Source organism: Mesorhizobium sp. GW821-FHT07A06, from assembly GCF_059419085.1.
Genome location: NZ_JBWKRC010000005.1, coordinates 297,144 through 320,640 on the forward strand (window position 1 = coordinate 297,144; position 23,497 = coordinate 320,640).

The following is a 23,497-nucleotide window of genomic DNA, read 5'->3' on the forward strand; positions in this document are numbered from 1 at the left end:
CGCCGCGACTGAAAAAGGAAGCGCAATGGGCGATCATGGTGAATCAGTGACGCTGCTGGCCGGCCTTTCCGGCGCGCTGACGGCGTTTGGCCACCGGCTGATGGCGCGGGTCTACTATGCCGACACCGATTTCTCGGGTGTCGTCTATCACGCGCGCTATCTCGAATTCCTCGAGCGTGGCCGCTCCGATTATCTCAGGCTCACCGGCGTGCATCACACGGAACTCGCCGACGGCAAGCATGGCGAGAAGATCGTCTGGGTGGTGCGCCGCATGGAGATCGACTTCCGCGTCCCCGCCCGCATCGACGACATCCTGACCATCGACACCCGCACCGACACCATTTCCGGCGCGCGCATCTTCATGGCGCAGCAGCTCAAGCGCGGCGACGAGGTGCTGGTCGAAGCCAGGGTCGAGGCGGCGATCATCGGCGAGAATGGCCGGCCGCGGCGCTTTCCCAAGGAATGGGTGGCAGCGTTCATGCCAAGGTCTCGTGCTTCAGCTGATTGAAATAGTATGACAGTGTCATACCTTGTGCTACAAGGGTAACACAAGGAAGGCAGTAGCCATGAGAACCAGCAAACCCATAAGCGTGACGCTCGGACGCCAGCAGAGCAGCCTCGACGCCCGCTTGGCGTCGGGGGCGTACGAGTCCGCCAGCGAAGTCATGCGTGCCGCGCTTCGCGCCCTTGACCGCGAGGAGCAGGTCATCATCGCCATCATGCGAGCCAAGGTGCAGGAAGCTCTGGACGATTCGCGCCCGGATATCCCGGCCGAGGATGTGTTCAAGGCATTGCGCCAGCACCATGCGGACCGCATGATGGTCGCCAAGCGTGAGGCATAAGGTCGTTTTCAGACCCTCGGCGCGTTCCGACCTCTTTGCCATTTACAACTATATCGAAATGGAAAGCGGTGCCGCGCGTGCCGGTGGCTACATCGATCGCATCGAGGCGGCGTGCATGGCGCTATCCACGTTCCCGGAACGTGGCATCGTTCGCGATGCCATCGGATCCGGAATCCGTGTCGTCGGCTTTGAACGGCGCGCGTCGATCCTCTTCCGGGTCCACGAAGAGCGGGTTCTCATCCTGCGTATCCTCTATGGCGGGCAGGATTACCCAACCCACATGGACGAAACGGACTCCTAGCCTGCGGAAGTGCGTCGGCTCCGCCGCTGGGCGCGGCAATGCGCCGCGCCTTATTCACTAACCCATCCTTAACCATAACGGTTCATGAAGAGATTGGTGAAGATCGGCGCAATCCGGCGCCTTCCTTTCACCAATATTTGCCCTGAAAAGGCCGACAACGGCACGGTTTGGGGTGTCCGGTAGCTGCGTGCGAACCGACCACAAGGGATGCCATGGGCCAGCCGCCAGCTTCGCCCGGAAAATCTTAAGGACGTAACGATGGAAAATATCGCTCTCGCCGATCCGGGCGCGCAATTGTCGATTTGGTCGCTGTTCATGCAGGCCAGCTGGGTGGTCAAGCTGGTCATGATCGGGCTGCTTTGCGCCTCGGTCTGGACCTGGGCGATCATCATCGACAAGCTGGTTGCCTATGGCCGCATGCGGCTGGCGCTGAACCGCTTCGAGCAGGTCTTCTGGTCCGGGCAATCGCTGGAGGAGCTCTACCGCACGCTCGCCGACCGCAAGACGTCAGGCATGGGCGCCATTTTCGTCGCCGCCATGCGCGAATGGAAGAAGAGCTTCGAGAAGGGCGCCAAGACACCGCTCGGCCTGCAGACCCGCATCGACAAGGCGATGGACCTGGCGCTGACCCGCGAGATGGAGAAGCTGGAGGGGCGCCTCGGCTTCCTCGCCACCACCGGTTCGGCCGCCCCCTTCATCGGCCTGTTCGGCACCGTGATCGGCATCATGACCTCGTTCCAGGCCATTGCCGGCTCCAAGAACACCAGCCTCGCGGTTGTCGCGCCCGGCATCGCCGAGGCGTTGCTGGCGACGGCGATCGGCCTGCTCGCCGCCATCCCGGCCGTCATTGCCTACAACAAGCTGTCATCCGATGCGAGCAAGCTCGCGGTGCGCATGGAAGGGTTCTCCGACGAGTTCTCCGCCATACTCTCGCGCCAAATCGATGAAAAAGTCGCGCCGAAGGCCTGAGGAGTAACTAATGGGTATGTCCGTAGGCATGTCGGGACGCGGCGGGCGCGGCCACAGGCGGCGCGGCCGCCACCATGGGCTGATGTCGGAGATCAACGTCACGCCGATGGTGGACGTCATGCTGGTGCTGTTGATCATCTTCATGGTCGCGGCGCCGATGCTCACGGTCGGCGTGCCGATCGACCTGCCCGACACACAGGCCAAGGCCATGAATGCCGACACGCAGCCGATCACCGTCTCGATCAATGCCGCCGGCCAGATCTATCTCCAGGAAACCGAGATCCCGATCGAGGACCTGGTGGCCAAGCTGCAGGCGATCTCCAAGACCGGCTATGAGGAACGCATCTTCATCCGTGGCGACAAGGCCACCGACTATGGCACGGCGATGAAGGTGATGGCCCGTATTTCGGCTGCCGGCTACAAGAATATCGGCCTGGTTTCGCTGCAGGAACAGGATCAATAGACGCGAGATGAAGACCGGCCTCACCACATCGGTGATACTGCATACGGCGGTGCTGGCCTTCGGCCTGTTCACCCTGTCGGCGCCGGCCGCGCTGCCGTCCGCCGACGTGGAGTCGGTCGCGGTCGACATCGTGCCGATGGAAGCCATTGCGCAGACCTTGCAGGGCGACAAGAAGGCCGTGATGCATGAAAAGCCGGCGCCGCTGCCGACACAGCGTCCCGACATCGTGCCGGCCGCCCAGAAGGTTGGCGAAAACAGCGTCGACACCGACAAGCCGATAACGCCGGAGGCCAAGCCGAAGCCCGTCGACACGACCTCGGCTCCGCCGCCCGCGCCGACGCCGAAGGAAATCCCGAAGACCGAGGACGTGCCTAAGCCGCAGGAAAAGCCCAAACCCACTCCGGCGACGGAGGTGGCGCCGGCGCCGCAGCCCAAGGAAGAAGTGAAGCCCGAGCCGGTCAAGCAGACGGAGCCCAAGCCGACGCCGGCCAAGCCGGCACCGACCCCGCCGCCGCAGGACAAGACCGCGGCAATAGATCCGACCCCCGTGGTCAAGCCGGATGCCGTCGCCGAGGCCATAGCCAAGGATCCGCCTACCGAAGAGACGCAATTGCCGAGCTCGGCGCCGGCGCCGGAAGCGCGGCCGAAGCCGCAGCCGGCACCGGCTGAAAGCGCCAAGGCGCCAGATCGCAAGAATGCCGACAAGCCGGTCAAGGAAGCGTCGTCGAAACCGAAATCCGACGACAAGCAGTTCAACGCCAACGAGATCTCCGCCCTGCTCGACAAGCAGAAGCCTTCCGGCGGCGGCGCCAAGCGCTCGACGCAACAGGCGTCGCTGGGCGGCGACAAGGATCAAGGCCAGAAGCTGTCGAAGTCGGAGCAGGGCGCGCTGGAAAGCCAGTTGGGCGGTTGCTGGACATTGCCGGTCGGGCTGGAAGGCTCGGAGAATTTCGTCGTCGTCGTGCGCTTCAACCTGGACAACTCGGGCAAGCTCGACGGTCGCCCATCAGTCGAAAAGTCGAGCGGCAACCGGCAGTTCGATGAAAGCGCGGTTCGCGCGGTTCAGAAATGCGACGTGGCCGGCCTGCAGGTTCCCGCCGGCAAGCAGGACATCTGGAACGACATCCGCGTCACGTTCGATCCAAGGGAGATGCTGGGCCTCTAGGCCCTGACATCCGAAAAAATCAGTATGAGAAGCGAGAAGACATGAAATCAATCCTCAAGCCGCTCCTGATGATAGCAGCCATGGCCATGGGCATGACGGCTGCCGGCACGCTGCCGGCGCTGGCGCTCGTCGAGCTCAACGTCAACAAGGGCAATGTCGAGCCGCTGCCGATCGCGATCACCGATTTCCAGGGCGGCGATGCGCTTGGCGCGCAGATTTCCCAGATCGTCACCGCCGACCTGAAGCGCTCCGGCCTGTTCGCGCCGATCGACAAGAGCGCCTTTATCGAGAAGATCACCAATCCGGATGCCGCACCCCGCTTCGACGACTGGAAGGTGATCAACGCGCAGGCGCTGGTCACCGGCAGCGTCAGCAAGGAAGCCGACGGCCGTATTCGCGCCCAGTACCGGCTTTGGGACACTTTTGCCGGCCAACAGATGGCGGGCGAGCAGTTCTTCGCCAATGACGCCAACCAGCGGCGCGTCGCCCACATCATCGCCGACGCCATCTACGAGCGGCTGACCGGCGAGAAGGGGTATTTCGACACGCGTGTGGTGTTCATCGACGAGTCCGGCGCCAAGAACGCGCGCAAGAAGCGCCTCGCCATCATGGACCAGGACGGCGCCAATGTCCGCTATCTCTCCGACGGCCGGTCGATCGTGCTGACGCCGCGTTTCTCGCCGAACCGGCAGGAGATCACCTATATGTCGTACGAAAGCGGCCAGCCGCGCGTCTATCTCCTGCAGATCGAGACCGGACAGCGCGAACTGGTAGGCAATTTCCCCGGCATGACGTTTGCGCCGCGCTTCTCGCCCGACGGCCAGAAGGTGATCATGAGCCTGCTGCGCGACGACGGCAATTCCAACATCTTCGCCATGGACCTGCGCAGCCGCTCGACGACGCGGCTGACCAACTCGACCGCCATCGACACCTCGCCCTCCTATTCGCCCGACGGCAGCAAGGTGGTGTTCACCTCCGACCGTGGCGGCCGCGCGCAGATCTATGTCATGGGCGCCGACGGCTCGGGCCAGACCCGCATTTCCTTCGGCGATGGCGTCTACTCGACGCCGGTGTGGTCGCCGCGCGGCGATCTCATCGCCTTCACCAAGCAGACCGGCGGCGAATTCCAGATCGGTGTCATGAAGACCGACGGTTCGGGCGAGCGCATCCTGTCGTCCGGCTTCCAGCAGGAAGGGCCGACCTGGGCGCCGAATGGCCGCGTCTTGATGTTCTTCCGCGACGCCAATGGCGGACCGAAACTGGTTTCGGTCGATCTTACCGGCCGCAACGAACAGCCCATCCCGACCGCGAACTTCGCGTCCGACCCGGCCTGGTCGCCGCTGCTGGAATAAGAGTCGGCTGAATTGCCACATGATGGAAAGGGGCCGTTTCGGCCCCTTTTCCACGTATTGGTCGCGTTTTGGCCGCATTTCCGCCTAGGGTCCGCGCCAACTGTGGCCCGGATCAAACAGGTTGCGGACGGGCAGCTAAACCAATTTTTAACCGTGTTTCTTGAATGCCGGTTAACCCAAACGTGGTTACTGGGTGATCAACGAAATCACTCGAATACGATCACTCGCAATACGAAGGAGAGGCGGCATGGGCCGTATCGCAGCACTTACCACAAACCCGGTCATGATCGCGCTGGTGGCGATGCTCGCCATCACCGGTTGCGCCTCGAAGAAGACCCCGAACAACGCGGCAGACCTTGGCCTCAACGGTGCCGGCGCGGCAACGCCAGGTTCCGCGCAGGACTTCACCGTCAATATCGGCGACCGCATCTTCTTCGATACGGACTCGACCTCGATCAGGGCTGACGCACAGCAGACGCTTTCGCGCCAGGCGCAGTGGCTGAACAAGTACAAGCAGTATGCCATCGTCGTCGAAGGCCATGCCGACGAACGAGGCACGCGCGAATACAATCTGGCGCTCGGTGCCCGCCGCGCTGCCGCTACCCGCGACTTCCTGGTCTCCAAAGGCGTGGCTTCCAGCCGCCTGAAGACCATTTCCTACGGCAAGGAGCGTCCTGTCGCTGTCTGCGATGACATCTCCTGCTGGTCGCAGAACCGCCGCGCGGTCACCACGCTCAGCGGCGCCGGCTCCTGAGTCGGATACATCCGATCGGCGCGTTGCGAGATGCGCCGTCGAGCGACAAAAATACAACACACCCTTGCGAAAGGCGGCCCTCGGGTCGCCTTTTTCATGTCTAGACACCTGAAACAAAATTTGGCCGAAGTCTCGGGCCCTGCTATGAGCCGAGGGCGCTTGGCTGGTCCCACTCTGGTTGGAAGGCGCGAAAAGACTAACGACACACGGCGAGAGGCACATGCATTTGAGATCGGTTCTGAGCGGCACGCTTGCGCTGCTGCTCCTATCAGGCGTCACCGCCCCGGCTAGTGGCCTGGGGGCCAGCGGCACCGGGCAATCAACCGACAGCGGCTTTTCCTTCCATCTGCCCAGCATCGAGCTGCCCAGCCTTTTCGGTGAAAAGAAGAAGCCGGATCAGGTCCAGATGGTGCAGTCCGATCCTACTGCCGTCACCAGCCTGCAAGACCAGCTGCGGCAGATGAACGGAAAGATCGAGGAACTCAATTTCCAGGTCCTGCAGATGCAGGAGCAAATCCGCAAGCAGCAGGAAGACAACGAGTTCCGCTTCCAGCAGCTGGAAGGCGGCTCGCAGGGCGGACAGGCACCGGCGGCACCAAAGAAGAAGTCCGACGCCACCACCGACACCAACACCGACGTGGCTGCGGCCCCAGCAACCCAAGCGCCGGCTGATGCCGGCGCCGCCACCGGCAGCGATCAGTCGAGCGGCGGCAAGACGGTTGAGGATGTCATCGTCGAATCACCCGATGGAGATCCCGGCAAGGTGATCCCCGGCACGGGAGCGCCGGAAAAAACCTTTGGCTCCATCACCGTCGACAAGAACGGCAACGTGATCGATGCCGGTGGCAGCACCCAGGCAACCGCCCCGGCGCAAGACACCGCCCCGGCCACCGGCGCACCGGCCAAGGCCGGCAAGTCCGGCGGCACGGTGGTTGCCGCACTGCCTTCGACCAAAGACCCGGAAGAACTCTACCGCAATTCCTACCAGTTCATCCTGTCGGGCGACTACAGCACCGCCGAACAGGGTTTTCGCGATCATATTTCCCGCTTCCCCCGCGATGCGAAGACGGCGGACGCGCATTACTGGCTGGGTGAATCGCTGCTTGGCCAGCAGAAATACCGCGACGCGGCCGAGGTGTTCCTCGCCGCCAGCAAGGACTATCCCAAGGCCAAGAAGGCACCCGACATGCTTTTGAAGCTCGGCGTGTCGCTGGTCGGCCTCAAGCAGCACGATGTCGCCTGCGCCACCTTCAGCGAGGTCGGCAAGCGCTACCCCGATATTTCCAATGCGCTCAAGGAACGGGTCAAGCAGGAGAAGGCCCTGGCTGCTTGCTGATTTTTCTCCCGCATGCCCTATTCCCGAAACCGGGACCACTTTTGGGCGACACGCGTTGATGCTCGAGACCGAGCCTGATCTTTCGACCAGACTTTTTTCGCATATCGATTTTACCCACGGCGCCGTGGTGGCCGTGTCCGGCGGCAGCGACTCGACCGCCCTGCTCCTGCTTCTCAAACAACATCTTGACCGAACCGCGCCCTCCGTGCGGCTGCTGGCCGTGACAGTCGACCATGGCCTTCGGCACGGTTCGGCGGCCGAGGCGCAAGCCGTGGCGAAGCTGTGCGCCGAGCGCGGCATTGCCCACCACACCATGGTCTGGGTCGGAAACAAACCATCGGCCGGCCTACCGGCGGCGGCGCGGGAAGCGCGCTATCGGCTGCTTGCAGAGGCGGCGCGCGCGCATGGCATCGGCCTGATTGTGACCGGCCATACGGCCGACGACCAGGCCGAGACGGTGCTGATGCGGCAGGCGCGGGATGAGCCCCGGGAGTTTGCCGAAACGGCAAGCCGTGGGCTTGCCGGCATGGCACCGGCCACCCTCTACGACTGGCGCGAATGGATCATTCGCCCGCTGCTGGGCACGCGGCGCTCGGCGCTTCGCGATTTCCTGCGGCGTGAACATGTCGGCTGGGCCGAGGATCCGACCAACATCGACGAGGCCTTCGAGCGGCCGCGAATGCGTGCCTCGCTTGCCGGTGACAGTTTCCGGCGTATGGACGATGCGTTGGCACTGGCCAACCAGGCGGCTGTCGAACGCAGGCGGCTTGGCGAAAGCGCCGCCGATCTGATCCGTCGTTTCGCCGGCCAGCCCGCCATCGGCCTTATCCGCCTCGATCCACGCCTGCTTTCGGCCGGCGTCGACCGGGCGGCCATCTATGCGTTGCGTATCTTGCTGGCCACAGCCGGAGGCGTCGCCTTTCTTCCGGACCAGGCGCGCAGCGAGGCTCTGTTCGGCCGGCTGAAGGCCGGATTCCTTTGCGCCACATTGTCGCGGACCGTGGTCGATTTCCGGCGCGCCGGCATCTTCCTGCGGCGCGAGGCAAGGGGATTGCCGCCCACCGCTGCGGCCATCGACAACACCATCTGGGACGGCCGCCGCCACATCACATTGGACGACAGTTCCGGCGCATTGTTGATGGCACCGTTGGGGAGCGCGGCGACGAGACGGCTGGCAGCCGCCAGGGAAGAGACACCGCAAAGCCTGATGCGCGCCGCGTCTGCCGCTGAACCGAGCTTATGGCAAGCCGTTGAAAACGCTGGACCGCGAGGCGACGAGCCGGCCCGCCAAGGGTTCGCGGTGCGGCCGGTCGTTGCACCTTTTGTCCGCTTCCTGCCGTCCTTCGATCTGGCGCCGGCGCGGGCCGTCGCCGAACTGATCGGCGCGCCGCCGCCTCCCGCCCCGCCTTTCAGCGGCCACAGTGCCGGCTGATGGTGGTCGAAAGCTTAACCCAGACGTGCTGTTCTGCTTGGCAAGGGGAGGCGCTCTCCCTATGTTAGGCCCAAGTTTCCTCTCATGATGCTGTCCGCCCGCGGACACCAACGGGACAATTGATGAATCCGAACTATCGCAACCTCGCGCTCTGGGCGATCATAGCGGTCCTGCTCATCGCTCTCTTCAATCTGTTCCAGACGCCGCAGACGCGTGGGGCTTCGAGCGATGTGCCTTATTCGCAGTTCCTGCAGGATGTCGCGGCCGGCCGGGTCAAGACGGTGACCATCGCGGGTGCCCGCATCACCGGTACCTACACCGACAATTCCAGCGGCTTCCAGACCTATTCGCCCGGCGATCCCCAGCTGGTGTCGCGGCTGCAGGACAAGAACGTCACCATCAACGCGCGGCCCGAGACCGACGGCTCCAATTCGCTGTTCGGCTACCTGATCTCGTGGCTGCCGATGATCCTGATCCTCGGCGTCTGGATATTCTTCATGCGCCAGATGCAGTCCGGCTCCGGTCGGGCCATGGGTTTTGGGAAGTCGAAGGCCAAGCTTTTGACGGAGGCGCATGGCCGCGTCACCTTCCAGGACGTCGCCGGCGTCGATGAAGCCAAGGAAGACCTGGAGGAGATCGTCGAGTTCCTGCGCGATCCGCAGAAGTTCCAGCGCCTCGGCGGCAAGATCCCGCGCGGCGTGCTGCTTGTCGGCCCTCCGGGTACCGGCAAGACGCTGCTCGCCCGCTCGGTCGCCGGCGAAGCCAACGTGCCGTTCTTCACCATCTCCGGTTCGGACTTCGTCGAGATGTTCGTTGGCGTCGGCGCCAGCCGTGTCCGCGACATGTTCGACCAGGCAAAGAAGAATGCGCCCTGCATCATCTTCATCGACGAAATCGACGCCGTCGGTCGCCATCGCGGTGCCGGTCTCGGCGGCGGCAATGACGAACGCGAGCAGACACTGAACCAGTTGCTGGTCGAGATGGATGGTTTCGAATCCAACGAAAGCATCATCCTGATCGCGGCCACCAACCGTCCCGACGTGCTCGATCCGGCGCTGCTCAGGCCGGGCCGTTTCGACCGCCAGGTGGTGGTGCCGAACCCCGATATCGTCGGCCGCGAGAAGATCCTCAAGGTACATGTGCGCAACGTGCCGCTGGCGCCCAATGTCGACCTCAAGGTCGTCGCGCGCGGCACGCCGGGCTTCTCTGGTGCCGACCTGATGAACCTGGTCAACGAATCCGCGCTGATGGCGGCGCGGCGCAACAAGCGCCTTGTCACCATGGCCGAGTTCGAGGACGCCAAGGACAAGATCATGATGGGCGCCGAGCGCCGCTCGTCGGCCATGACCCAGGCCGAGAAGGAGCTGACCGCCTATCACGAGGCCGGCCATGCCATCCTGGCGCTCAATGTGCCGTCGGCCGACCCGCTGCACAAGGCCACCATCATCCCGCGTGGCCGCGCGCTCGGCATGGTCATGCAGTTGCCGGAAGGCGACCGCTATTCGATGAGCTACAAGTACATGATCTCGCGTCTCGCCATCATGATGGGTGGCCGCGTCGCCGAGGAGTTCAAGTTCGGCAAGGAGAACATTACCTCGGGTGCGTCCTCGGACATCGAGCAGGCGACCAAGCTGGCGCGTGCCATGGTCACGCGCTGGGGCTTCTCCGACAAGCTCGGCCATGTCGCCTATGGCGACAACCAGGAAGAGGTGTTCCTCGGCCATTCGGTGGCGCGTACGCAGAACATCTCGGAAGAGACCGCGCAGATCATCGACGCCGAAGTGCGCCGCCTGATCGACGAGGCCTATTCGACGGCGAAGTCAATCCTGACCAGGAAGAAGAAGGAATGGATCGCGCTGGCGCAGGGCCTGCTCGAATACGAGACGCTGTCGGGCGACGAGATCAAGCAGCTGATCGCCGGCCAGAAGCCCGCGCGCGACCTCGGCGACGACACGCCGCCCAGCCGTGGGTCGGCGGTGCCGAAGTCCGGCGGCCGCCGCAAGAAGGGCCCCGAGCCCGAAGGCGGCATGGAACCGCAGCCGTCGAGCTGAGGTTCGCGCGAAAGAGACTGATCGAGAAACGCCGCGGCTTGGTCCGCGGCGTTTTTGTTTGGATTTCGACTCGTCAGCGATCTTGCGTCCAAAGCTTTGGCGATCGGGAGAAGCCCAAGCTCAGCCGATTTCCCCCGTGGGGGGGGCCAGTGGGGGAGATTGGCAGCGTTGCCGGCCGCGCGTCTCCCCAGCGCAGAATGGGATTCTTCCTGAAGCCGCCAACGGAAAGCCCGCGAACCTTGCGGCTCGCGGGCCTTTGATTTCTTCCGATGCCGCTGGCGATCAGCTCTTCAGCTTGGCATTGCACAGGCTGTAATAACCGCCGCCCTTCTGGATCCAGCGAAGGCCGTTCAACGTACCCGCCTCCTTGTTGCCGTGATAACCCTGCAGGCACGTCTTCATCCGTGCCTTCGCGGGCTTTTCGGTCTTGAACTCGGCGGCGAGGGTGGTCGGGAATGTCACGCCCGCCGGGGCTACGCTGGGGGCGACCGCCGCGCTGGTTTCCGTTTCCGGCGGCAGCGCGGTTTTGACCGTATCAGCGCTGACACTCTCCGCTGCTGGCGTGGCGCATTTCTCCTTGCGGAAAGCGGCCCAGTCCATGCCGTTCAGAGTGCCGCCTTCCTTGGCTGTCCGATAGGTCTCGCCGCATTCCTTCATCGTCAGTGCACTTGCAGGGGCGACGCCGCAAGCAACCAATACCGTCACAGCCAATACCGCCAATTTCAAACCACGCATAAGACCCTCCCTGGTTGATAACAAGTTTGGCGTCTCTTTGTATATGGTTTGTTCTTCATATGTTCAACCAGAATCTTTGCGGGGCAGCCAACTGTCGTTGTGCAGTGTGAGCGAATTGATGATGCCGACAGCTTCCGTGATATGGAGATGCGGGTAGGGTCGCGGGCGTCTTCGCGCGTAACAAAAAGCCCGCGCATCGCGAGATGCGCGGGCTTTCGTTCGGGGAAAATGGCTACGCGATCAGCCCTTCAGCTTGGCGTTGCACAGGCTGTAGAAGCCGCCGCCCTTCTGGATCCACTTCAGGCCGCCAAGCGCGTTGGCATCCTTGAGCACATAGTACTGGTCGAGGCAGGTATGCATGCGGCCCTTGCCGGGGGCCTCGCTGGCATACTTAGCCGAGATCGCGGACGGGAAGGTGACGCCCTTAGGCGCAACCGTCGTCGGCTTTGCCGGCTCGTTGGTGTAGTTCGCTTCGCTCGGAGCAGGCACGCTGTCGTCATCCGAGGCGGCGGCACCGCACTCGGCCTTGCGGAAGTCGTTCCACTTCTGGCCCTTCAACGTGTTCGCCGTCTTGGCCGCCTGGTACTTGGCGCTGCACTCGGCCATGGTCAGGCCCTTGCCGTCGGCGGCAGCAGCGGCCTTGGTGGTCGCCGGCTTGGTGGTGGCGGCGGCGGCGGATGCGCCGGCGGCGCACTCGGCCTTGCGGAAGTCGTTCCACTTCTGGCCGTTCAGCGTGCCGGCGGCCTTGGCCGCCTGGTACTTGGCGCTGCATTCCTTGGCCGTCAGGCCCTTGGCGGCGCTGTCGTCAGCGGCCGCTGCCTTGGCGGCCTTGGCCGGCTTGGTCTCGGCCGCCTTCTTCGTGTCGGCCGGCTTGGTGTCCGTGGTGGCAGCCGCGTCGGTGCCGCACTGCGCCTTGCGGAACTGGTTCCAGGTGGCGCCAGCAAGTGTCCCCGCGTCCTTGGCCGCGTTATATTTCGTGCTGCACTCGGCCATCGTCAGCGCGTTGGCTGGCGCAGCCAGGAACAACGTCACTACGGCGAGGCCGGTCAGAGTGGCAAGTCGGTGGATGAGCATAGCGTTTCTCCGTTGCTGCAGCCCATTATACGTCCCTGCGAATCAATAACGCTCAACGATCGGTTGCGCCAGATGCTAAGTGAGGTATATATCGCTGGAGGGCCGATCCTCCCGATAAGGTGATGAAATCATTGCCCCTTGCCGGGCTGGAAACAAGATTTTCCGCGTGCACCCGCGCCGAATAGCTCGCATAACTGGTATGTTGCAGTGCTACAGTTCCATCATGTTACGCTGGGCGTTCTTGTGTGCGGTGCACAACAAGGATTTTCTAAGGATTGGTAACATATAATCACACAATGTGATCATGGCGGACCTCCCAATTGTGGCATGAGACGCCGGCAAAGAACCGTCAGGGAATCTAACCAGCATGGCAGGGAATTACTTCGGCACGGACGGCATTCGCGGACGCGCCAACAAGTTTCCGATGACCGCCGAAATCGCCATGCGTGTCGGCATGGCTGCCGGCCTTTCTTTCCAGCGCGGCAGCCACCGCCATCGTGTCGTTCTCGGCAAGGACACCAGGCTTTCCGGCTACATGATCGAGAATGCCATGGTGGCCGGTCTTTGCGCCGCCGGCATGGATGTGTTCCTGCTCGGCCCGATTCCCACGCCGGCTGTCGCGATGCTGGTTCGTTCGCTGCGCGCCGATATCGGTGTCATGATCTCGGCATCGCACAACCCCTACTACGACAACGGCATCAAGCTGTTCGGACCAGACGGCTACAAGCTCTCCGACGAGATCGAAGAGCGCATCGAGAGCATGCTCGACAAGGATATCGAACTCTCACTCGCCGATTCCGACGGGCTTGGCCGGGCCAAGCGCGTCGACGGCGTGCATGACCGCTACATTGAATTCGCCAAGCGCACCTTGCCGCGCTCGATGTCGCTTTCGGGTCTGCGGATCGTCGTCGATTGCGCCAACGGCGCGGCCTACAAGGTGGCGCCCGAGGCGCTGTGGGAGCTTGGCGCCGAAGTCGTGGCCATCAACGTCGAGCCCAACGGCTTCAACATCAACAAGGAATGCGGCTCGACCCATCCGGCCGGCCTGCAGAAGAAGGTGCATGAAGTGCGCGCTGATATCGGCATCGCGCTCGATGGCGATGCCGACCGTGTCGTCATCGTCGACGAGAATGGCGCGATCGTCGATGGCGACCAGATCATGGCGCTGATCGCCGAGTCCTGGCACCAGAGCGGACGGCTTGCCGGCGGCGGCGTCGTGTCGACGGTGATGTCCAATCTCGGTCTCGAACGCTTCCTCGGCGACATGAAGCTGCAACTCCACCGCACCAAGGTCGGTGACCGCTACGTCGTTGAACATATGCGCGCCCATGGGCTCAATGTCGGCGGCGAGCAGTCGGGCCACATCGTGCTGTCGGATTTCTCGACCACCGGCGATGGCCTCGTGTCGGCGCTGCAGGTGCTGGCCTGCATCAAGCGGCAAGGCCGCCCGGTCAGCGAGTTGTCGAAGAAGTTCGAGCCGGTGCCGCAACTTCTGAAGAACGTTCGCATCGCCGGCGGCAAGCCGCTCGAGGAAGCTCCGGTCAAGGCCGCGATCGAGGATGCGCGCAACCGTCTCGGTAAGGCCGGCCGGCTGGTCATCCGTCCTTCCGGCACCGAGCCGCTGATCCGGGTCATGGCCGAGGGCGACGATCCGCAACTGGTCGAGGCCGTCGTCAACGACATCGTCGAAGTCATATCGGAAACCCGCAGCGCCGCCTGATTTCCGCCGCCCCCAGGGCGTCATAGCCGCCTCTGCCGCATACAGGCCCGCCTTCCGGCGGGCTTTCTTGTTGGCCGGAGAGCCGGTCTCCGGTTGTCGAAACTAGCTTCTGAATCCCTTGGATTTTAGCGATTCGTGGTTAATCGACAGGGTTAAACGCGTTTTAACTTTTGCAATTCATTATCCACGCCTGAAAGCCAATCTCATTCGGACGCGATCGCGTTACGAGGGTTCCTAGGGGTGACAAGCATGTTCAATACAGCAAGAAAGGCCCTGTTCGCGTTGCTGTTCGCGGGCCTTGCCTGGCCAGTGTTCGCAGCCGACCTGCCAGAACCGCAGGTCGAAGAAGCGCCGCCGCCCGTCTACGAGCAGCCGGTCGACGTCGGCGGCTGGTATATCCGCGGCGATATCGACTATCACAAGTCGAATCTGTCCGGCATCGACTATATGACCTATACCGTCGACCCCTGTAATTGTACGGTGACGCCGGGCAGCAAGAGCTTCGACTATGGCAAGCTCAAGGGCGGCTTCTCGCTCGGCGCCGGCGTAGGCTACAAGATCAACGATCACTTCCGCACCGATTTGACCGCCGACTACTGGTTCAAGTCGAATTTCAGCGGTCAGACAACGGGCACGGCTGGCGGTTCGCCAGTCTTGGTCTCGTCGGCTGAGTCGTCGAAAATGAGTGCCCTTTTGCTGCTTGCCAACGCCTATGTCGACATCGGTACCTGGCACGGCATCACGCCCTATGTAGGCGCTGGCATCGGCGGCGCGCGTGTCAAGTGGGATACTGTCTATGACCCGACCCCGGGCGCTACCGAGCGCAATACCGGTGCATCCAACTGGCGTTTCGCCTACGCCTTGATGGCCGGCGCGTCCTACTGCCTGACCGACAAGGTCATCCTCGATGCCGGCTATCGCTTCTCCCATATCCAGGGTGGCCGCATGTTCGAGTGGGATGTGACCAGCTCCGGCCCGGGCTTCGACCGCGGCATCAACACCCACGAGGTGCGCGGTGGCCTGCGCTATCAGTTCGGCGGCAACAATGGGTGCGCGGCACCGGTGGTGGCCTACCAGCCCGAACCCGAGCCGATCTACACCAAGTAAGAAATCCACTGCTTCGAATATACGTGGAACCGCCCGGCCTGGCCGGGCGGTTTTCGTTTGAGCTGCCGCCAATGAAGTGCCCAGGCAGGCAAAGACAATTTAGGACGTCATGCATTAGCGATAATGAATTCGCTAATGCTCTGTTAGCCTTAACCGCGACTTAACCACTATGGTTAACAATGGTCCTTGAAACGATGGCTGCCGCTTTGATTGCAAGCGCCGCCAAATCCGGGAGTCGGGGACCATGACACTCACATCGCGTATTGTGCTGACGCTTGCCGGATTCGGGCTTTTGCCGCTGACGCCAGCATTGGCCGCCGACTATGATCCGCCGATCTATGTCGACCAAGCGCCCGACTACGTGCCGGTCGAGGTCGGCTCGGGTTGGTATCTGCGCGGCGACGTCTCGTACCTGGCGCAGAAGAGCTTCGAGAATGGGGATTTCACCTTCCCGTCGGCGATCAACAACGAGAACTTCAGCGAGAGCGAAGACGCATATTTTGCGAGCGTTGGCTTCGGATATCATTTCAACGATTACCTCCGCGCCGATGTCAACTTCGGCTATTTGCCAGGTAACAAGGCCAGCTTCGGCTATGACGATACCACGACCGCACCGGCTGGAACGTCGATCGCGGGATCGGGAAACCTGAAGAACTATGCGTTCTCAGGCATACTCAATGGCTATGTCGACCTTGGCACCTATGTTGGAATCACACCGTATGTCGGCGCGGGTGTCGGTGTAGTTAGGAGCAAGCGCAGCGTCTCGGCGAGCTACACCGACGAGGCTGACCCCACCAACGATTTCACCCTTAATGATAGCAAGACCCAGTATTCCCTCGCCTATACGCTGAATGCGGGCCTTGCCTACCAGGTGACGAAGAACGTTTCCGTCGATCTGGGCTATCAGTATTTTTCCGCCCCGAGCGCGGAGTATGTGACGGCCGAAAGCCTGACCTCCTTTCCGGTCAAGAAGGGGATCAGCAATCACCAGGTCAAGGTCGGGCTGCGCTACGATCTCTGGTAGGCCTGCGGCAAACCACGACCTCGGCGGCGGATCCCTGCGGTCCGCCGTTTGCGTTTGAAATCACGCAATCCTGATTGCTGATCGCCGGTATCCCGGCAGCGACAAAAACTTTCCTCTTGACGCCCGAAGCCTGAACGCATATCGCCGTCCGTGGGCCACCCCTCCCCAACGAGGGGCCACTATCTGGAAGGATAGACCACGATGACGACGCATACGAAGCCCGGACTCCGTCCGGCAAACCCCAATTTCTCCTCAGGTCCCTGCGCAAAACGTCCCGGCTGGTCGGTCGAGGCGCTCAAAAATGCCGCGCTCGGCCGTTCCCATCGCGCCAAGATCGGCAAGACCAAGCTCGAACAGGCGATCGAGCTGACGCGCGAAATCCTCCAGGTCCCGGCGGACTACCGCATCGGCATCGTGCCGGCGTCGGACACCGGTGCAGTCGAGATGGCGCTGTGGTCGCTGCTCGGCGAGCGCGGCGTCGACATGGTCGCCTGGGAAAGCTTTGGTTCCGGCTGGGTCACCGACGTGGTCAAGCAGTTGAAGCTGCCCGACGTGCGCAAGCTCGAGGCCGGCTATGGCGAATTGCCGGATCTCACCAAGATCGATTTCGACCGCGACGTGGTCTTCACCTGGAACGGCACGACGTCTGGCGTGCGCGTGCCGAACGGCGATTTCATTCCCGCCGACCGCAAGGGTCTGACTATTTGCGACGCGACTTCGGCCGCCTTCGCGCAAAGGCTCGATTTCGAAAAACTCGATGTCGTCACCTTCTCCTGGCAGAAGGTGCTGGGCGGCGAGGGTGCGCATGGCATGCTGATCCTGTCGCCGCGTGCCGTTGCGCGGCTGGAGAACTACAAGCCCTCATGGCCGCTGCCGAAAATCTTCCGCCTGACCTCGGGCGGCAAGCTGATCGAAGGCATCTTCAAGGGCGAGACCATCAACACGCCGTCGATGTTGTGTGTCGAGGACTATCTCGACGCACTCCTTTGGGCGAAGTCGATCGGCGGCCTCGATGCGCTGGTCGCAAGGGCGGATGCCAATGCCGCCGTGCTCGATGGCTTTGTCGGCAAATCCTCCTGGCTGGGCCATCTTGCCGTCTTGCCGGCGACGCGGTCGAATACTTCGGTCTGCCTGTCCTTCACAGATCCGGATATCGCGGCGCTCGACGCCGACGGACAGGCGGCTTTCGCCAAGGGTCTTGTGTCGGCGCTCGACAAGGAAGGGGTCGCCTACGACATCGGCTCCTACCGCGACGCGCCTCCCGGCCTGCGCATCTGGTGTGGCGCGACCGTCGAGACCTCCGATCTCGAAGCGCTGCTGCCCTGGCTCGACTGGGCCTTCGCGGCACAGAAGGCGTCGCTGAAAGCGGCTGCCTGAGATTTCAGTGGCGGCCCGCGGGCCGCCCATTCCCGGATCAATCCCATTTTTCAAGGAGGTCGCCATGGCGCCCCGTGTTCTCGTCTCCGACAAACTCTCTCCCACCGCCGTACAAATCTTCAAGGATCGCGGTGTCGAGGTCGACTATCTGCCCGATCTCGGCAAGGACAAGGAAAAGTTGCTCGAGGTGATCAGCCAGTATGACGGCCTCGCCATCCGCTCGGCGACCAAGGTCACCGAAAAGCTGATCAACGCCGCCACCAGGCTCAAGGTCATCGGACGCGCCGGCATCGGCGTCGACAATGTCGATATCCCGGCGGCGAGCCGCAAGGGTATCATCGTGATGAACACGCCCTTCGGCAATTCGATCACGACGGCCGAGCACGCCGTAGCGATGATCTTCGCGCTCGCCCGCCAGATCCCGGAAGCCAACGCCTCGACCCATGCCGGCAAGTGGGAGAAGAACCGTTTCATGGGCGTCGAGATCACCGGCAAGACGCTGGGCGTCATCGGCTGCGGCAACATCGGTTCGATCGTCGCCACGCGTGGCGTCGGCCTGAAGATGCATGTCGTTGCCTTCGATCCGTTCCTGTCGGACAAGCGCGCCGAGGAGCTCGGCGTCGACAAGGTGGAGCTCGACGAGCTCTTCGCCCGCGCGGACTTCATCACGTTGCACACGCCGCTGACCGACAAGACGCGCAACATCATCGATGCCGGGGCAATCGCCAAGATGAAGAACGGCGTGCGCATCATCAATTGCGCCCGCGGCGGACTGGTCGTCGAGGCCGATCTGATCGCGGCTCTGAAGAGCGGCAAGGTGGCGGGCGCCGGCATCGACGTGTTCGAGGTCGAACCGGCCGAGCAGAACCCTCTGTTCGGCATGGAAAACGTGGTGGCCACGCCGCATCTCGGCGCCTCCACGGCGGAAGCGCAGGAGAACGTCGCGCTGCAGGTCGCCGAACAGATGTCGGACTACCTGATCAAGGGCGCCGTCTCCAATGCCATCAACATGCCGTCGATCACGGCGGAAGAAGCGCCGCGGCTGAAGCCGTTCGTCAAGCTCGCCGAAGTGCTCGGCGCCTTTGTCGGCCAGGTCACCGAGGATCCGATCAAGGAGGTCGAGATCCTGTTCGACGGCTCGACCGCGACGATGAACACGCGCGCGCTGATCAGTGCCGCCCTTGCCGGGCTGATCCGGCCGCAGGTCGCCGACGTCAACATGGTTTCGGCGCCGATCATGGTGAAGGAGCGCGGCATCATCGTCGCCGAGGTCAAGCGTGACAAGTCGGGCGTATTCGACGGCTACATCAAGCTCACCGTCAAGACCGAGCACATGACGCGTTCGATCGCCGGCACCTGCTTCTCCGACGGCAAGCCGCGCTTCATCCAGATCAAGGGCATCAACCTCGACGCCGAGGTTGGCCAGCACATGCTCTACACGACCAATGCCGACGCGCCCGGCATCATCGGCCTGCTTGGCACGGTGTGCGGCGAGAATGGCGTCAACATCGCGAACTTCCAGCTTGGCCGTAACCGGCCGGGCGGCGACGCCATCGCGCTGCTCTATCTCGATGCGCCGTTCCCGGAAAAGGTGCTGGAGCAGGTGCGGGCGCACACGTCGATCGACTCGGCCAAGCGGCTGCAGTTCGACGTGGGCGGGGTCTAGACCTGGTATCCTCATAACCGGCAAGCGTATCCTCCTGAAACGCGGCCCGCGTGCTTTGGCAAGCACGTGGGCCGTTTCAGTTTTGGCAGCTCGTGCCACCTCGAGGCGAACGTTGGCCCTGTTTCCTGGCAATTTCGGCGTTCGTGCAGCTATGTTTAACCTCCGGCGAGCAGCGGAGCCAGTCCAAGGATCACCTTTCATCTCCCGGTAAATTAGGAAGCCCGACAAGCAGAAAGCCTGGCTCACTCTAACGATTTTGTGATCTGCTTGACGATCCCGCTTTCTTTCCTCACTTTGTCATCTATCGACTCGCGTGAATTAAACTTTACTAGTTTCATCATGATTTGTGCGCCCTTTTAGAGGTGCGCCCGTTGTTGTCGAGGTGTCGACGATGGACCATCACAATACTGTCCGACTGAACCGACGTCTTTTCCTGTCTTCAGTCGCGATGTTTACCGTGACGGCAACCTCGGCCGGCCTTGCCCGCTCGTTCTCGGGATCCTTGCCTTGGGCGCCCTTGTCGGCCAATCCGCCGATGCGGGTCGTCCCTGGCGGCTGGCAATTCTTCTCGCCGCAGGAGGCGGCCCTGGTCGAGGCTATCGTCGATCGTCTGGTTCCCGCCGACGATCTCAGCGTGGGCGGCAAGGAGGCCGGCTGCGCCGTCTATATCGACAGTCAGTTGACGGGTGCGTTCGGAACCTCAAGCCGGCTCTACACGCAAGGGCCGTTCCTGCCGGGATTGCCCACGCAGGGATATCAGGACGAGGCCAATCCCGCCCAGCGTTACCGCGCCGGGCTCGCGGCCATAGACGCTTTCCTGAAGCAGCGGGACGGCAAGACATTTATCCAGCTTCAGCCGGCCGAGCAGGATGCATTCCTGACCGACATGGAGGCTGGAAAGGTCGAATTGCCTGATGGCGTCAAGGCCGCCGGCTTCTTCGGACTTCTGTTGCAGAACACCATGGAGGGGTTCTTCGCCGATCCGGTCTATGGCGGCAACAAGGACATGGTGTCGTGGCGCATGCTCGGCTTTCCCGGCGCGCGCTATGATTATCGTGATCATGTCAGCAAGCACAATCAGCCTTATCCCAGGCCGCCCGTGTCCATCGAGGGCAGCCCGGAATGGCGTGTAAAAAGGAGCTGACCCATGACGACGATCCTGCCCCGCAAAGATGTCGTCATCGTCGGCCTCGGCTGGACCGGGGCAATTCTCGCGCATGAATTAACCGATCAGGGGCTGGACGTGCTGGCAATCGAGCGCGGTCCGTGGCGTGACACGGCCACCGATTTCAACATCGGCTATGCGCAGGATGAGTTGCGCTACAGCGTTCGGCGCGACCTGTTCCTACAGCCCGCCGTGGAAACCATGACAATGCGCAACGATACGTCGCAGACGGCACTGCCAATGCGCGATTTCGGGTCCTTCCTGCCCGGCAACGGTGTCGGAGGCGCAGGCGTGCACTGGAACGGCCACACCTGGCGCTTCTGGGATTCAGACTTTCAGATCAAGACCAACCTGACACAGAAATACGGGGCGGCAAGGATCGCGGACCTTCAGGTCGAGGACTGGGGCGTGACCGGTGCCGAAATGGAGCCCTACTACGACCAGTTCGAATATCTGGCGGGAATTTCGGGCAAGGCCGGCAATATCAAGGGCAAGTTGCAGGAAGGCGGCAATCCGTTCGAGGATCCAAGGGCGCGGGACTATCCGAACCCGCCGATGGAGATGACCTACGCGCCGACCCTGTTCGCCAATGTTGGCCGCTCGATCGGTCTGCACCCGTTCCCGACACCGTCCGCCAACATGTCACGGACCTATGTCAATCCGCTTGGCATCACCATGGGGCAGTGCACCTATTGCGGTTTCTGCGAGCGTTTCGGTTGCGCCAACTATTCCAAGTCGAGCGCCCAGACCACCATCCTTCCCGTGCTGATGAGGAAGGCCAATTTCGAGGTCCGGACAGACAGCGAAGTGCTGCATGTCGATCTCGCCCCCGGCGGCAAGTCGGCGCGCGGCGTGACCTATGTAGACTCCTCGGGGCAGGAATTCTTCCAGCCGGCCGATCTCGTGCTGTTGTGCGCCTACGGCCTGCACAATGCGCGATTGATGATGCTGTCGGGCATCGGCAAGATCTACGATCCCGTCACCGGCGAGGGAACGGTCGGCCGCAATTACTGCTACCAGACCAATGCCGGCGCGCAGGTGTTCTTCGACGACAAGAATTTCAATCCGTTCATCGCCGCCGGCGCGCTCGGCCAGACGATCGATGACTATAATGGCGACGCCTTCGATCATGGAGCGCTCGATTTCGTCGGCGGCGCGGGCATCAACTGCATCCCGACCAACGGGCGTCCGATCGGGACGAGGCCGACGTTGCCCGGCACGCCGAAATGGGGCAGCGCCTGGAAGAGGGCGACCGTCGACGGCTACAAGAGCACGCTCGGCTACTCGTCGCAGGGCAGCAGCTACGCGACCCGCACAAATTACCTAGATCTCGACCCGACCTACAAGGATCGCTTCGGCCGGCCGCTGATGCGCATGACGTTCGATTTTCCCGACAACGATATCCGCATGTCGAATTATGTCAGCGACCGGATGGAGGAGATCGCCAAGGCGCTTGGCGGCAAGCAGTACAACGTCAATCGTCTCAAGAAGGGCTGGAACAGCGTTCCCTATCAAAGCACCCACAATACAGGTGGCGCCATCATGGGGACGGATCCGAAGAAGAGCGCGGTCAACAGCTTCCTGCAAAGCTGGGACGTGCCCAACGTCTTCGTCATCGGGGCATCGGCCTTTCCACAGAATGCCGGCAAGAACCCGACCGGAACGGTCGGCGCGCTGGCTTTCCGTGCCGCCGACGCCATCCGTAACCAGTATCTGCGCAATCCCGGTACGCCGCTGGTGCAGGCATGAGGAGGCTCGCCGTCACGCTTGCCGCCGGCGCCGCGCTTCTGGCGATTGCTCCGGCAATCGCAGCCGACCAGGCGGACCAGATCATGCGCGGCCAGTACCAGGCCGTTCTCGGTGACTGCGCGGGCTGTCACACAAGGCCAGGCGGCAAGACGCTCGCCGGCGGCCTGCCGCTCGAAACGCCGTTCGGCGCACTGGTGCCTCCCAACATCACCCCCGACCACGAAACGGGCATCGGCAATTGGTCGGAGGCCGATTTCCGCAGCATGATGAAGTCAGGCATCGGCCACGATGGCGTGCGGCTCTACCCCGCCATGCCATACCCCGCCTATACCAGGATGAACGAGCAGGACATTTCAGACCTGTGGGCCTACCTCACCACGGTCGAGCCGGTGTCTAACAAGGTCGAAGCCAATCAACTGCCGTTTCCTCTGAACATCCGGCTGGCGATGTGGGGCTGGAATCTCCTCAACTTCACCGAGGACGGCTTCAAGCCGGACCCTTCCAAGTCGGCGGAATGGAATCGCGGCGCCTATATCGTGCAGGGGGCGGGGCACTGCGGCACCTGCCATACGCCCAAATCCTTCCTCGGAGCCGACCAGGACAGCAGCTTCCTGCAAGGGGCATCGCTGCAGGGCTGGTTCGCACCCGACATCACCAACAATGCCCAATCCGGCCTTGGGAAATGGTCGCAGGATGATGTGGTCAGCTATCTCAAGACCGGTGTCAACGCGCATTCGATCGCGTCCGGTCCGATGGCCGAGGCCATCGAAAACTCGACCTCGAAAATGACCGATCAGGACCTCAATGCGGTGGCCGTTTATCTCAAGAGCCTGGGCCCGGACACTGCCATTGTGCCTGTACCGAAGCCCGACGAAGCGCGCATGATCGCGGGCGAGGCGATCTACCATGACAATTGTTCGGCTTGCCATGGAGCCGATGGTGCCGGGGCCGGGGCGCTTTTCCCGGCGCTGGCCGGCAACTCGATCGTCGCGCAGGGCAATACTGAAACGCTTGCCCGGGTGATTCTCGCCGGAAGCCAGGCTGTCCATACGGCCAGCGCACCAACGACACCGGCCATGCCCTCGCTGGCGTGGCGCCTGAAGGATCAGGAAATCGCCGACGTCTTGACCTATGTGCGCAGCAGCTGGGGCAACTCAGCTCCGGCGGTTTCATCCGACGATATCGCGTCGGTCCGCAAGGAATTGCCGCAGTAGC

21 protein-coding genes are annotated in these 23,497 nt (G+C 62.6%); 19 read left to right on the forward strand and 2 right to left on the reverse strand.

What is annotated here, in order from left to right:
* The first annotated feature begins 25 nt into the window (after nt 1–25).
* From ybgC to ftsH, 11 genes are all read left to right on the forward strand, one after another.
* Nucleotides 26–508, forward strand: a complete 483-nt coding sequence (gene ybgC / locus AC07SZ_RS18555) for a tol-pal system-associated acyl-CoA thioesterase (RefSeq protein WP_494915364.1) — start codon at nt 26–28, stop codon at nt 506–508.
* A gap of 58 nt (nt 509–566) precedes the next feature.
* Nucleotides 567–842: a type II toxin-antitoxin system ParD family antitoxin gene (locus AC07SZ_RS18560; RefSeq protein ID WP_494915366.1), complete on the forward strand. Its 276-nt coding sequence runs from the start codon at nt 567–569 to the stop codon at nt 840–842.
* A complete protein-coding gene (locus AC07SZ_RS18565; protein ID WP_494915367.1) occupies nt 832–1,143 on the forward strand; it encodes a type II toxin-antitoxin system RelE/ParE family toxin in 312 nt (103 codons plus the stop codon). The genes AC07SZ_RS18560 and AC07SZ_RS18565 overlap by 11 nt, the downstream gene beginning before the upstream one ends.
* 258 nt (nt 1,144–1,401) lie before the next feature.
* Nucleotides 1,402–2,112, forward strand: coding sequence for a protein TolQ (tolQ, locus tag AC07SZ_RS18570; RefSeq protein ID WP_056575438.1), 711 nt, complete (start codon nt 1,402–1,404; stop codon nt 2,110–2,112).
* Between the two features lie 10 nt (nt 2,113–2,122).
* On the forward strand, nt 2,123–2,575 hold the full coding sequence (tolR, locus tag AC07SZ_RS18575) for a protein TolR (protein ID WP_056575440.1): 453 nt from the start codon (nt 2,123–2,125) through the stop codon (nt 2,573–2,575).
* Between the two features lie 7 nt (nt 2,576–2,582).
* Nucleotides 2,583–3,740 carry a cell envelope integrity protein TolA gene (gene tolA, locus AC07SZ_RS18580; RefSeq protein WP_056575443.1) on the forward strand — a complete coding sequence of 386 codons (1,158 nt, stop codon included), beginning with the start codon at nt 2,583–2,585 and terminating at the stop codon, nt 3,738–3,740.
* 68 nt (nt 3,741–3,808) lie between these two features.
* The gene (gene tolB / locus AC07SZ_RS18585) at nt 3,809–5,092 is read left to right on the forward strand and encodes a Tol-Pal system beta propeller repeat protein TolB (protein ID WP_494915549.1); all 1,284 of its coding nucleotides are present in this window, start codon (nt 3,809–3,811) and stop codon (nt 5,090–5,092) included.
* Between the two features lie 247 nt (nt 5,093–5,339).
* Nucleotides 5,340–5,846 (forward strand): peptidoglycan-associated lipoprotein Pal, encoded by a 507-nt coding sequence (gene pal, locus AC07SZ_RS18590; protein ID WP_056575449.1) that lies wholly within the window; start codon nt 5,340–5,342, stop codon nt 5,844–5,846.
* Between the two features lie 220 nt (nt 5,847–6,066).
* The gene (gene ybgF, locus AC07SZ_RS18595) at nt 6,067–7,182 is read left to right on the forward strand and encodes a tol-pal system protein YbgF (protein WP_056575452.1); all 1,116 of its coding nucleotides are present in this window, start codon (nt 6,067–6,069) and stop codon (nt 7,180–7,182) included.
* Between the two features lie 58 nt (nt 7,183–7,240).
* The gene (gene tilS, locus AC07SZ_RS18600; protein ID WP_494915368.1) at nt 7,241–8,614 is read left to right on the forward strand and encodes a tRNA lysidine(34) synthetase TilS; all 1,374 of its coding nucleotides are present in this window, start codon (nt 7,241–7,243) and stop codon (nt 8,612–8,614) included.
* A 122-nt stretch (nt 8,615–8,736) separates the two neighbouring features.
* On the forward strand, nt 8,737–10,665 hold the full coding sequence (gene ftsH, locus AC07SZ_RS18605; RefSeq protein ID WP_494915369.1) for an ATP-dependent zinc metalloprotease FtsH: 1,929 nt from the start codon (nt 8,737–8,739) through the stop codon (nt 10,663–10,665).
* A 282-nt stretch (nt 10,666–10,947) separates the two neighbouring features.
* Here ftsH and AC07SZ_RS18610 read toward each other — a convergent pair whose 3' ends face one another.
* Complete coding sequence (locus AC07SZ_RS18610; protein ID WP_065005507.1) at nt 10,948–11,400, reverse strand: hypothetical protein; 453 nt, start codon at nt 11,398–11,400, stop codon at nt 10,948–10,950.
* A 240-nt stretch (nt 11,401–11,640) separates the two neighbouring features.
* Entirely contained in the window at nt 11,641–12,474 is an 834-nt protein-coding gene (locus AC07SZ_RS18615) for a hypothetical protein (RefSeq protein ID WP_494915370.1), read from the reverse strand.
* Nucleotides 12,475–12,841: 367 nt separating this feature from the next.
* Between AC07SZ_RS18615 and glmM the strand changes: the two genes are divergently transcribed.
* The 8 genes from glmM to AC07SZ_RS18655 all read left to right on the forward strand — a co-directional run bounded on the left by glmM (nt 12,842) and on the right by AC07SZ_RS18655 (nt 23,496).
* Complete coding sequence (gene glmM, locus AC07SZ_RS18620) at nt 12,842–14,194, forward strand: phosphoglucosamine mutase (RefSeq protein ID WP_056575467.1); 1,353 nt, start codon at nt 12,842–12,844, stop codon at nt 14,192–14,194.
* Nucleotides 14,195–14,443: 249 nt separating this feature from the next.
* Complete coding sequence (locus AC07SZ_RS18625; RefSeq protein WP_056575471.1) at nt 14,444–15,301, forward strand: outer membrane protein; 858 nt, start codon at nt 14,444–14,446, stop codon at nt 15,299–15,301.
* 244 nt (nt 15,302–15,545) lie between these two features.
* The gene (locus tag AC07SZ_RS18630) at nt 15,546–16,325 is read left to right on the forward strand and encodes an outer membrane protein (RefSeq protein ID WP_056575473.1); all 780 of its coding nucleotides are present in this window, start codon (nt 15,546–15,548) and stop codon (nt 16,323–16,325) included.
* Nucleotides 16,326–16,526: 201 nt separating this feature from the next.
* Nucleotides 16,527–17,702: a phosphoserine transaminase gene (locus AC07SZ_RS18635; protein ID WP_494915371.1), complete on the forward strand. Its 1,176-nt coding sequence runs from the start codon at nt 16,527–16,529 to the stop codon at nt 17,700–17,702.
* A gap of 64 nt (nt 17,703–17,766) precedes the next feature.
* Nucleotides 17,767–19,368, forward strand: a complete 1,602-nt coding sequence (gene serA / locus AC07SZ_RS18640) for a phosphoglycerate dehydrogenase (RefSeq protein WP_056575479.1) — start codon at nt 17,767–17,769, stop codon at nt 19,366–19,368.
* A gap of 448 nt (nt 19,369–19,816) precedes the next feature.
* The gene (locus AC07SZ_RS18645) at nt 19,817–20,512 is read left to right on the forward strand and encodes a gluconate 2-dehydrogenase subunit 3 family protein (RefSeq protein WP_494915550.1); all 696 of its coding nucleotides are present in this window, start codon (nt 19,817–19,819) and stop codon (nt 20,510–20,512) included.
* 3 nt (nt 20,513–20,515) lie between these two features.
* Nucleotides 20,516–22,282: a GMC family oxidoreductase gene (locus AC07SZ_RS18650; protein WP_494915373.1), complete on the forward strand. Its 1,767-nt coding sequence runs from the start codon at nt 20,516–20,518 to the stop codon at nt 22,280–22,282.
* Entirely contained in the window at nt 22,279–23,496 is a 1,218-nt protein-coding gene (locus AC07SZ_RS18655; RefSeq protein ID WP_494915374.1) for a cytochrome c, read from the forward strand. The genes AC07SZ_RS18650 and AC07SZ_RS18655 overlap by 4 nt, the downstream gene beginning before the upstream one ends.
* Nucleotide 23,497: the final 1 nt, after the last annotated feature.

Bases quoted from the DNA above. Each gene is read 5' to 3' on its own strand.
- serA (WP_056575479.1), top strand. From the start codon at position 17,767: ATGGCGCCCCGTGTTCTCGTCTCCGACAAACTCTCTCCCACCGCCGTA.
- tilS (WP_494915368.1), top strand. From the start codon at position 7,241: ATGCTCGAGACCGAGCCTGATCTTTCGACCAGACTTTTTTCGCATATC.
- AC07SZ_RS18645 (WP_494915550.1), top strand. From the start codon at position 19,817: ATGTTTACCGTGACGGCAACCTCGGCCGGCCTTGCCCGCTCGTTCTCG.
- ftsH (WP_494915369.1), top strand. From the start codon at position 8,737: ATGAATCCGAACTATCGCAACCTCGCGCTCTGGGCGATCATAGCGGTC.
- tolR (WP_056575440.1), top strand. From the start codon at position 2,123: ATGGGTATGTCCGTAGGCATGTCGGGACGCGGCGGGCGCGGCCACAGG.
- AC07SZ_RS18560 (WP_494915366.1), top strand. From the start codon at position 567: ATGAGAACCAGCAAACCCATAAGCGTGACGCTCGGACGCCAGCAGAGC.
- tolQ (WP_056575438.1), top strand. From the start codon at position 1,402: ATGGAAAATATCGCTCTCGCCGATCCGGGCGCGCAATTGTCGATTTGG.
- tolA (WP_056575443.1), top strand. From the start codon at position 2,583: ATGAAGACCGGCCTCACCACATCGGTGATACTGCATACGGCGGTGCTG.
- tolB (WP_494915549.1), top strand. From the start codon at position 3,809: ATGATAGCAGCCATGGCCATGGGCATGACGGCTGCCGGCACGCTGCCG.
- ybgC (WP_494915364.1), top strand. From the start codon at position 26: ATGGGCGATCATGGTGAATCAGTGACGCTGCTGGCCGGCCTTTCCGGC.
- AC07SZ_RS18610 (WP_065005507.1), bottom strand. From the start codon at position 11,400: ATGCGTGGTTTGAAATTGGCGGTATTGGCTGTGACGGTATTGGTTGCT.
- AC07SZ_RS18650 (WP_494915373.1), top strand. From the start codon at position 20,516: ATGACGACGATCCTGCCCCGCAAAGATGTCGTCATCGTCGGCCTCGGC.
- AC07SZ_RS18615 (WP_494915370.1), bottom strand. From the start codon at position 12,474: ATGCTCATCCACCGACTTGCCACTCTGACCGGCCTCGCCGTAGTGACG.
- AC07SZ_RS18655 (WP_494915374.1), top strand. From the start codon at position 22,279: ATGAGGAGGCTCGCCGTCACGCTTGCCGCCGGCGCCGCGCTTCTGGCG.
- ybgF (WP_056575452.1), top strand. From the start codon at position 6,067: ATGCATTTGAGATCGGTTCTGAGCGGCACGCTTGCGCTGCTGCTCCTA.
- AC07SZ_RS18630 (WP_056575473.1), top strand. From the start codon at position 15,546: ATGACACTCACATCGCGTATTGTGCTGACGCTTGCCGGATTCGGGCTT.
- glmM (WP_056575467.1), top strand. From the start codon at position 12,842: ATGGCAGGGAATTACTTCGGCACGGACGGCATTCGCGGACGCGCCAAC.
- AC07SZ_RS18635 (WP_494915371.1), top strand. From the start codon at position 16,527: ATGACGACGCATACGAAGCCCGGACTCCGTCCGGCAAACCCCAATTTC.
- AC07SZ_RS18625 (WP_056575471.1), top strand. From the start codon at position 14,444: ATGTTCAATACAGCAAGAAAGGCCCTGTTCGCGTTGCTGTTCGCGGGC.
- pal (WP_056575449.1), top strand. From the start codon at position 5,340: ATGGGCCGTATCGCAGCACTTACCACAAACCCGGTCATGATCGCGCTG.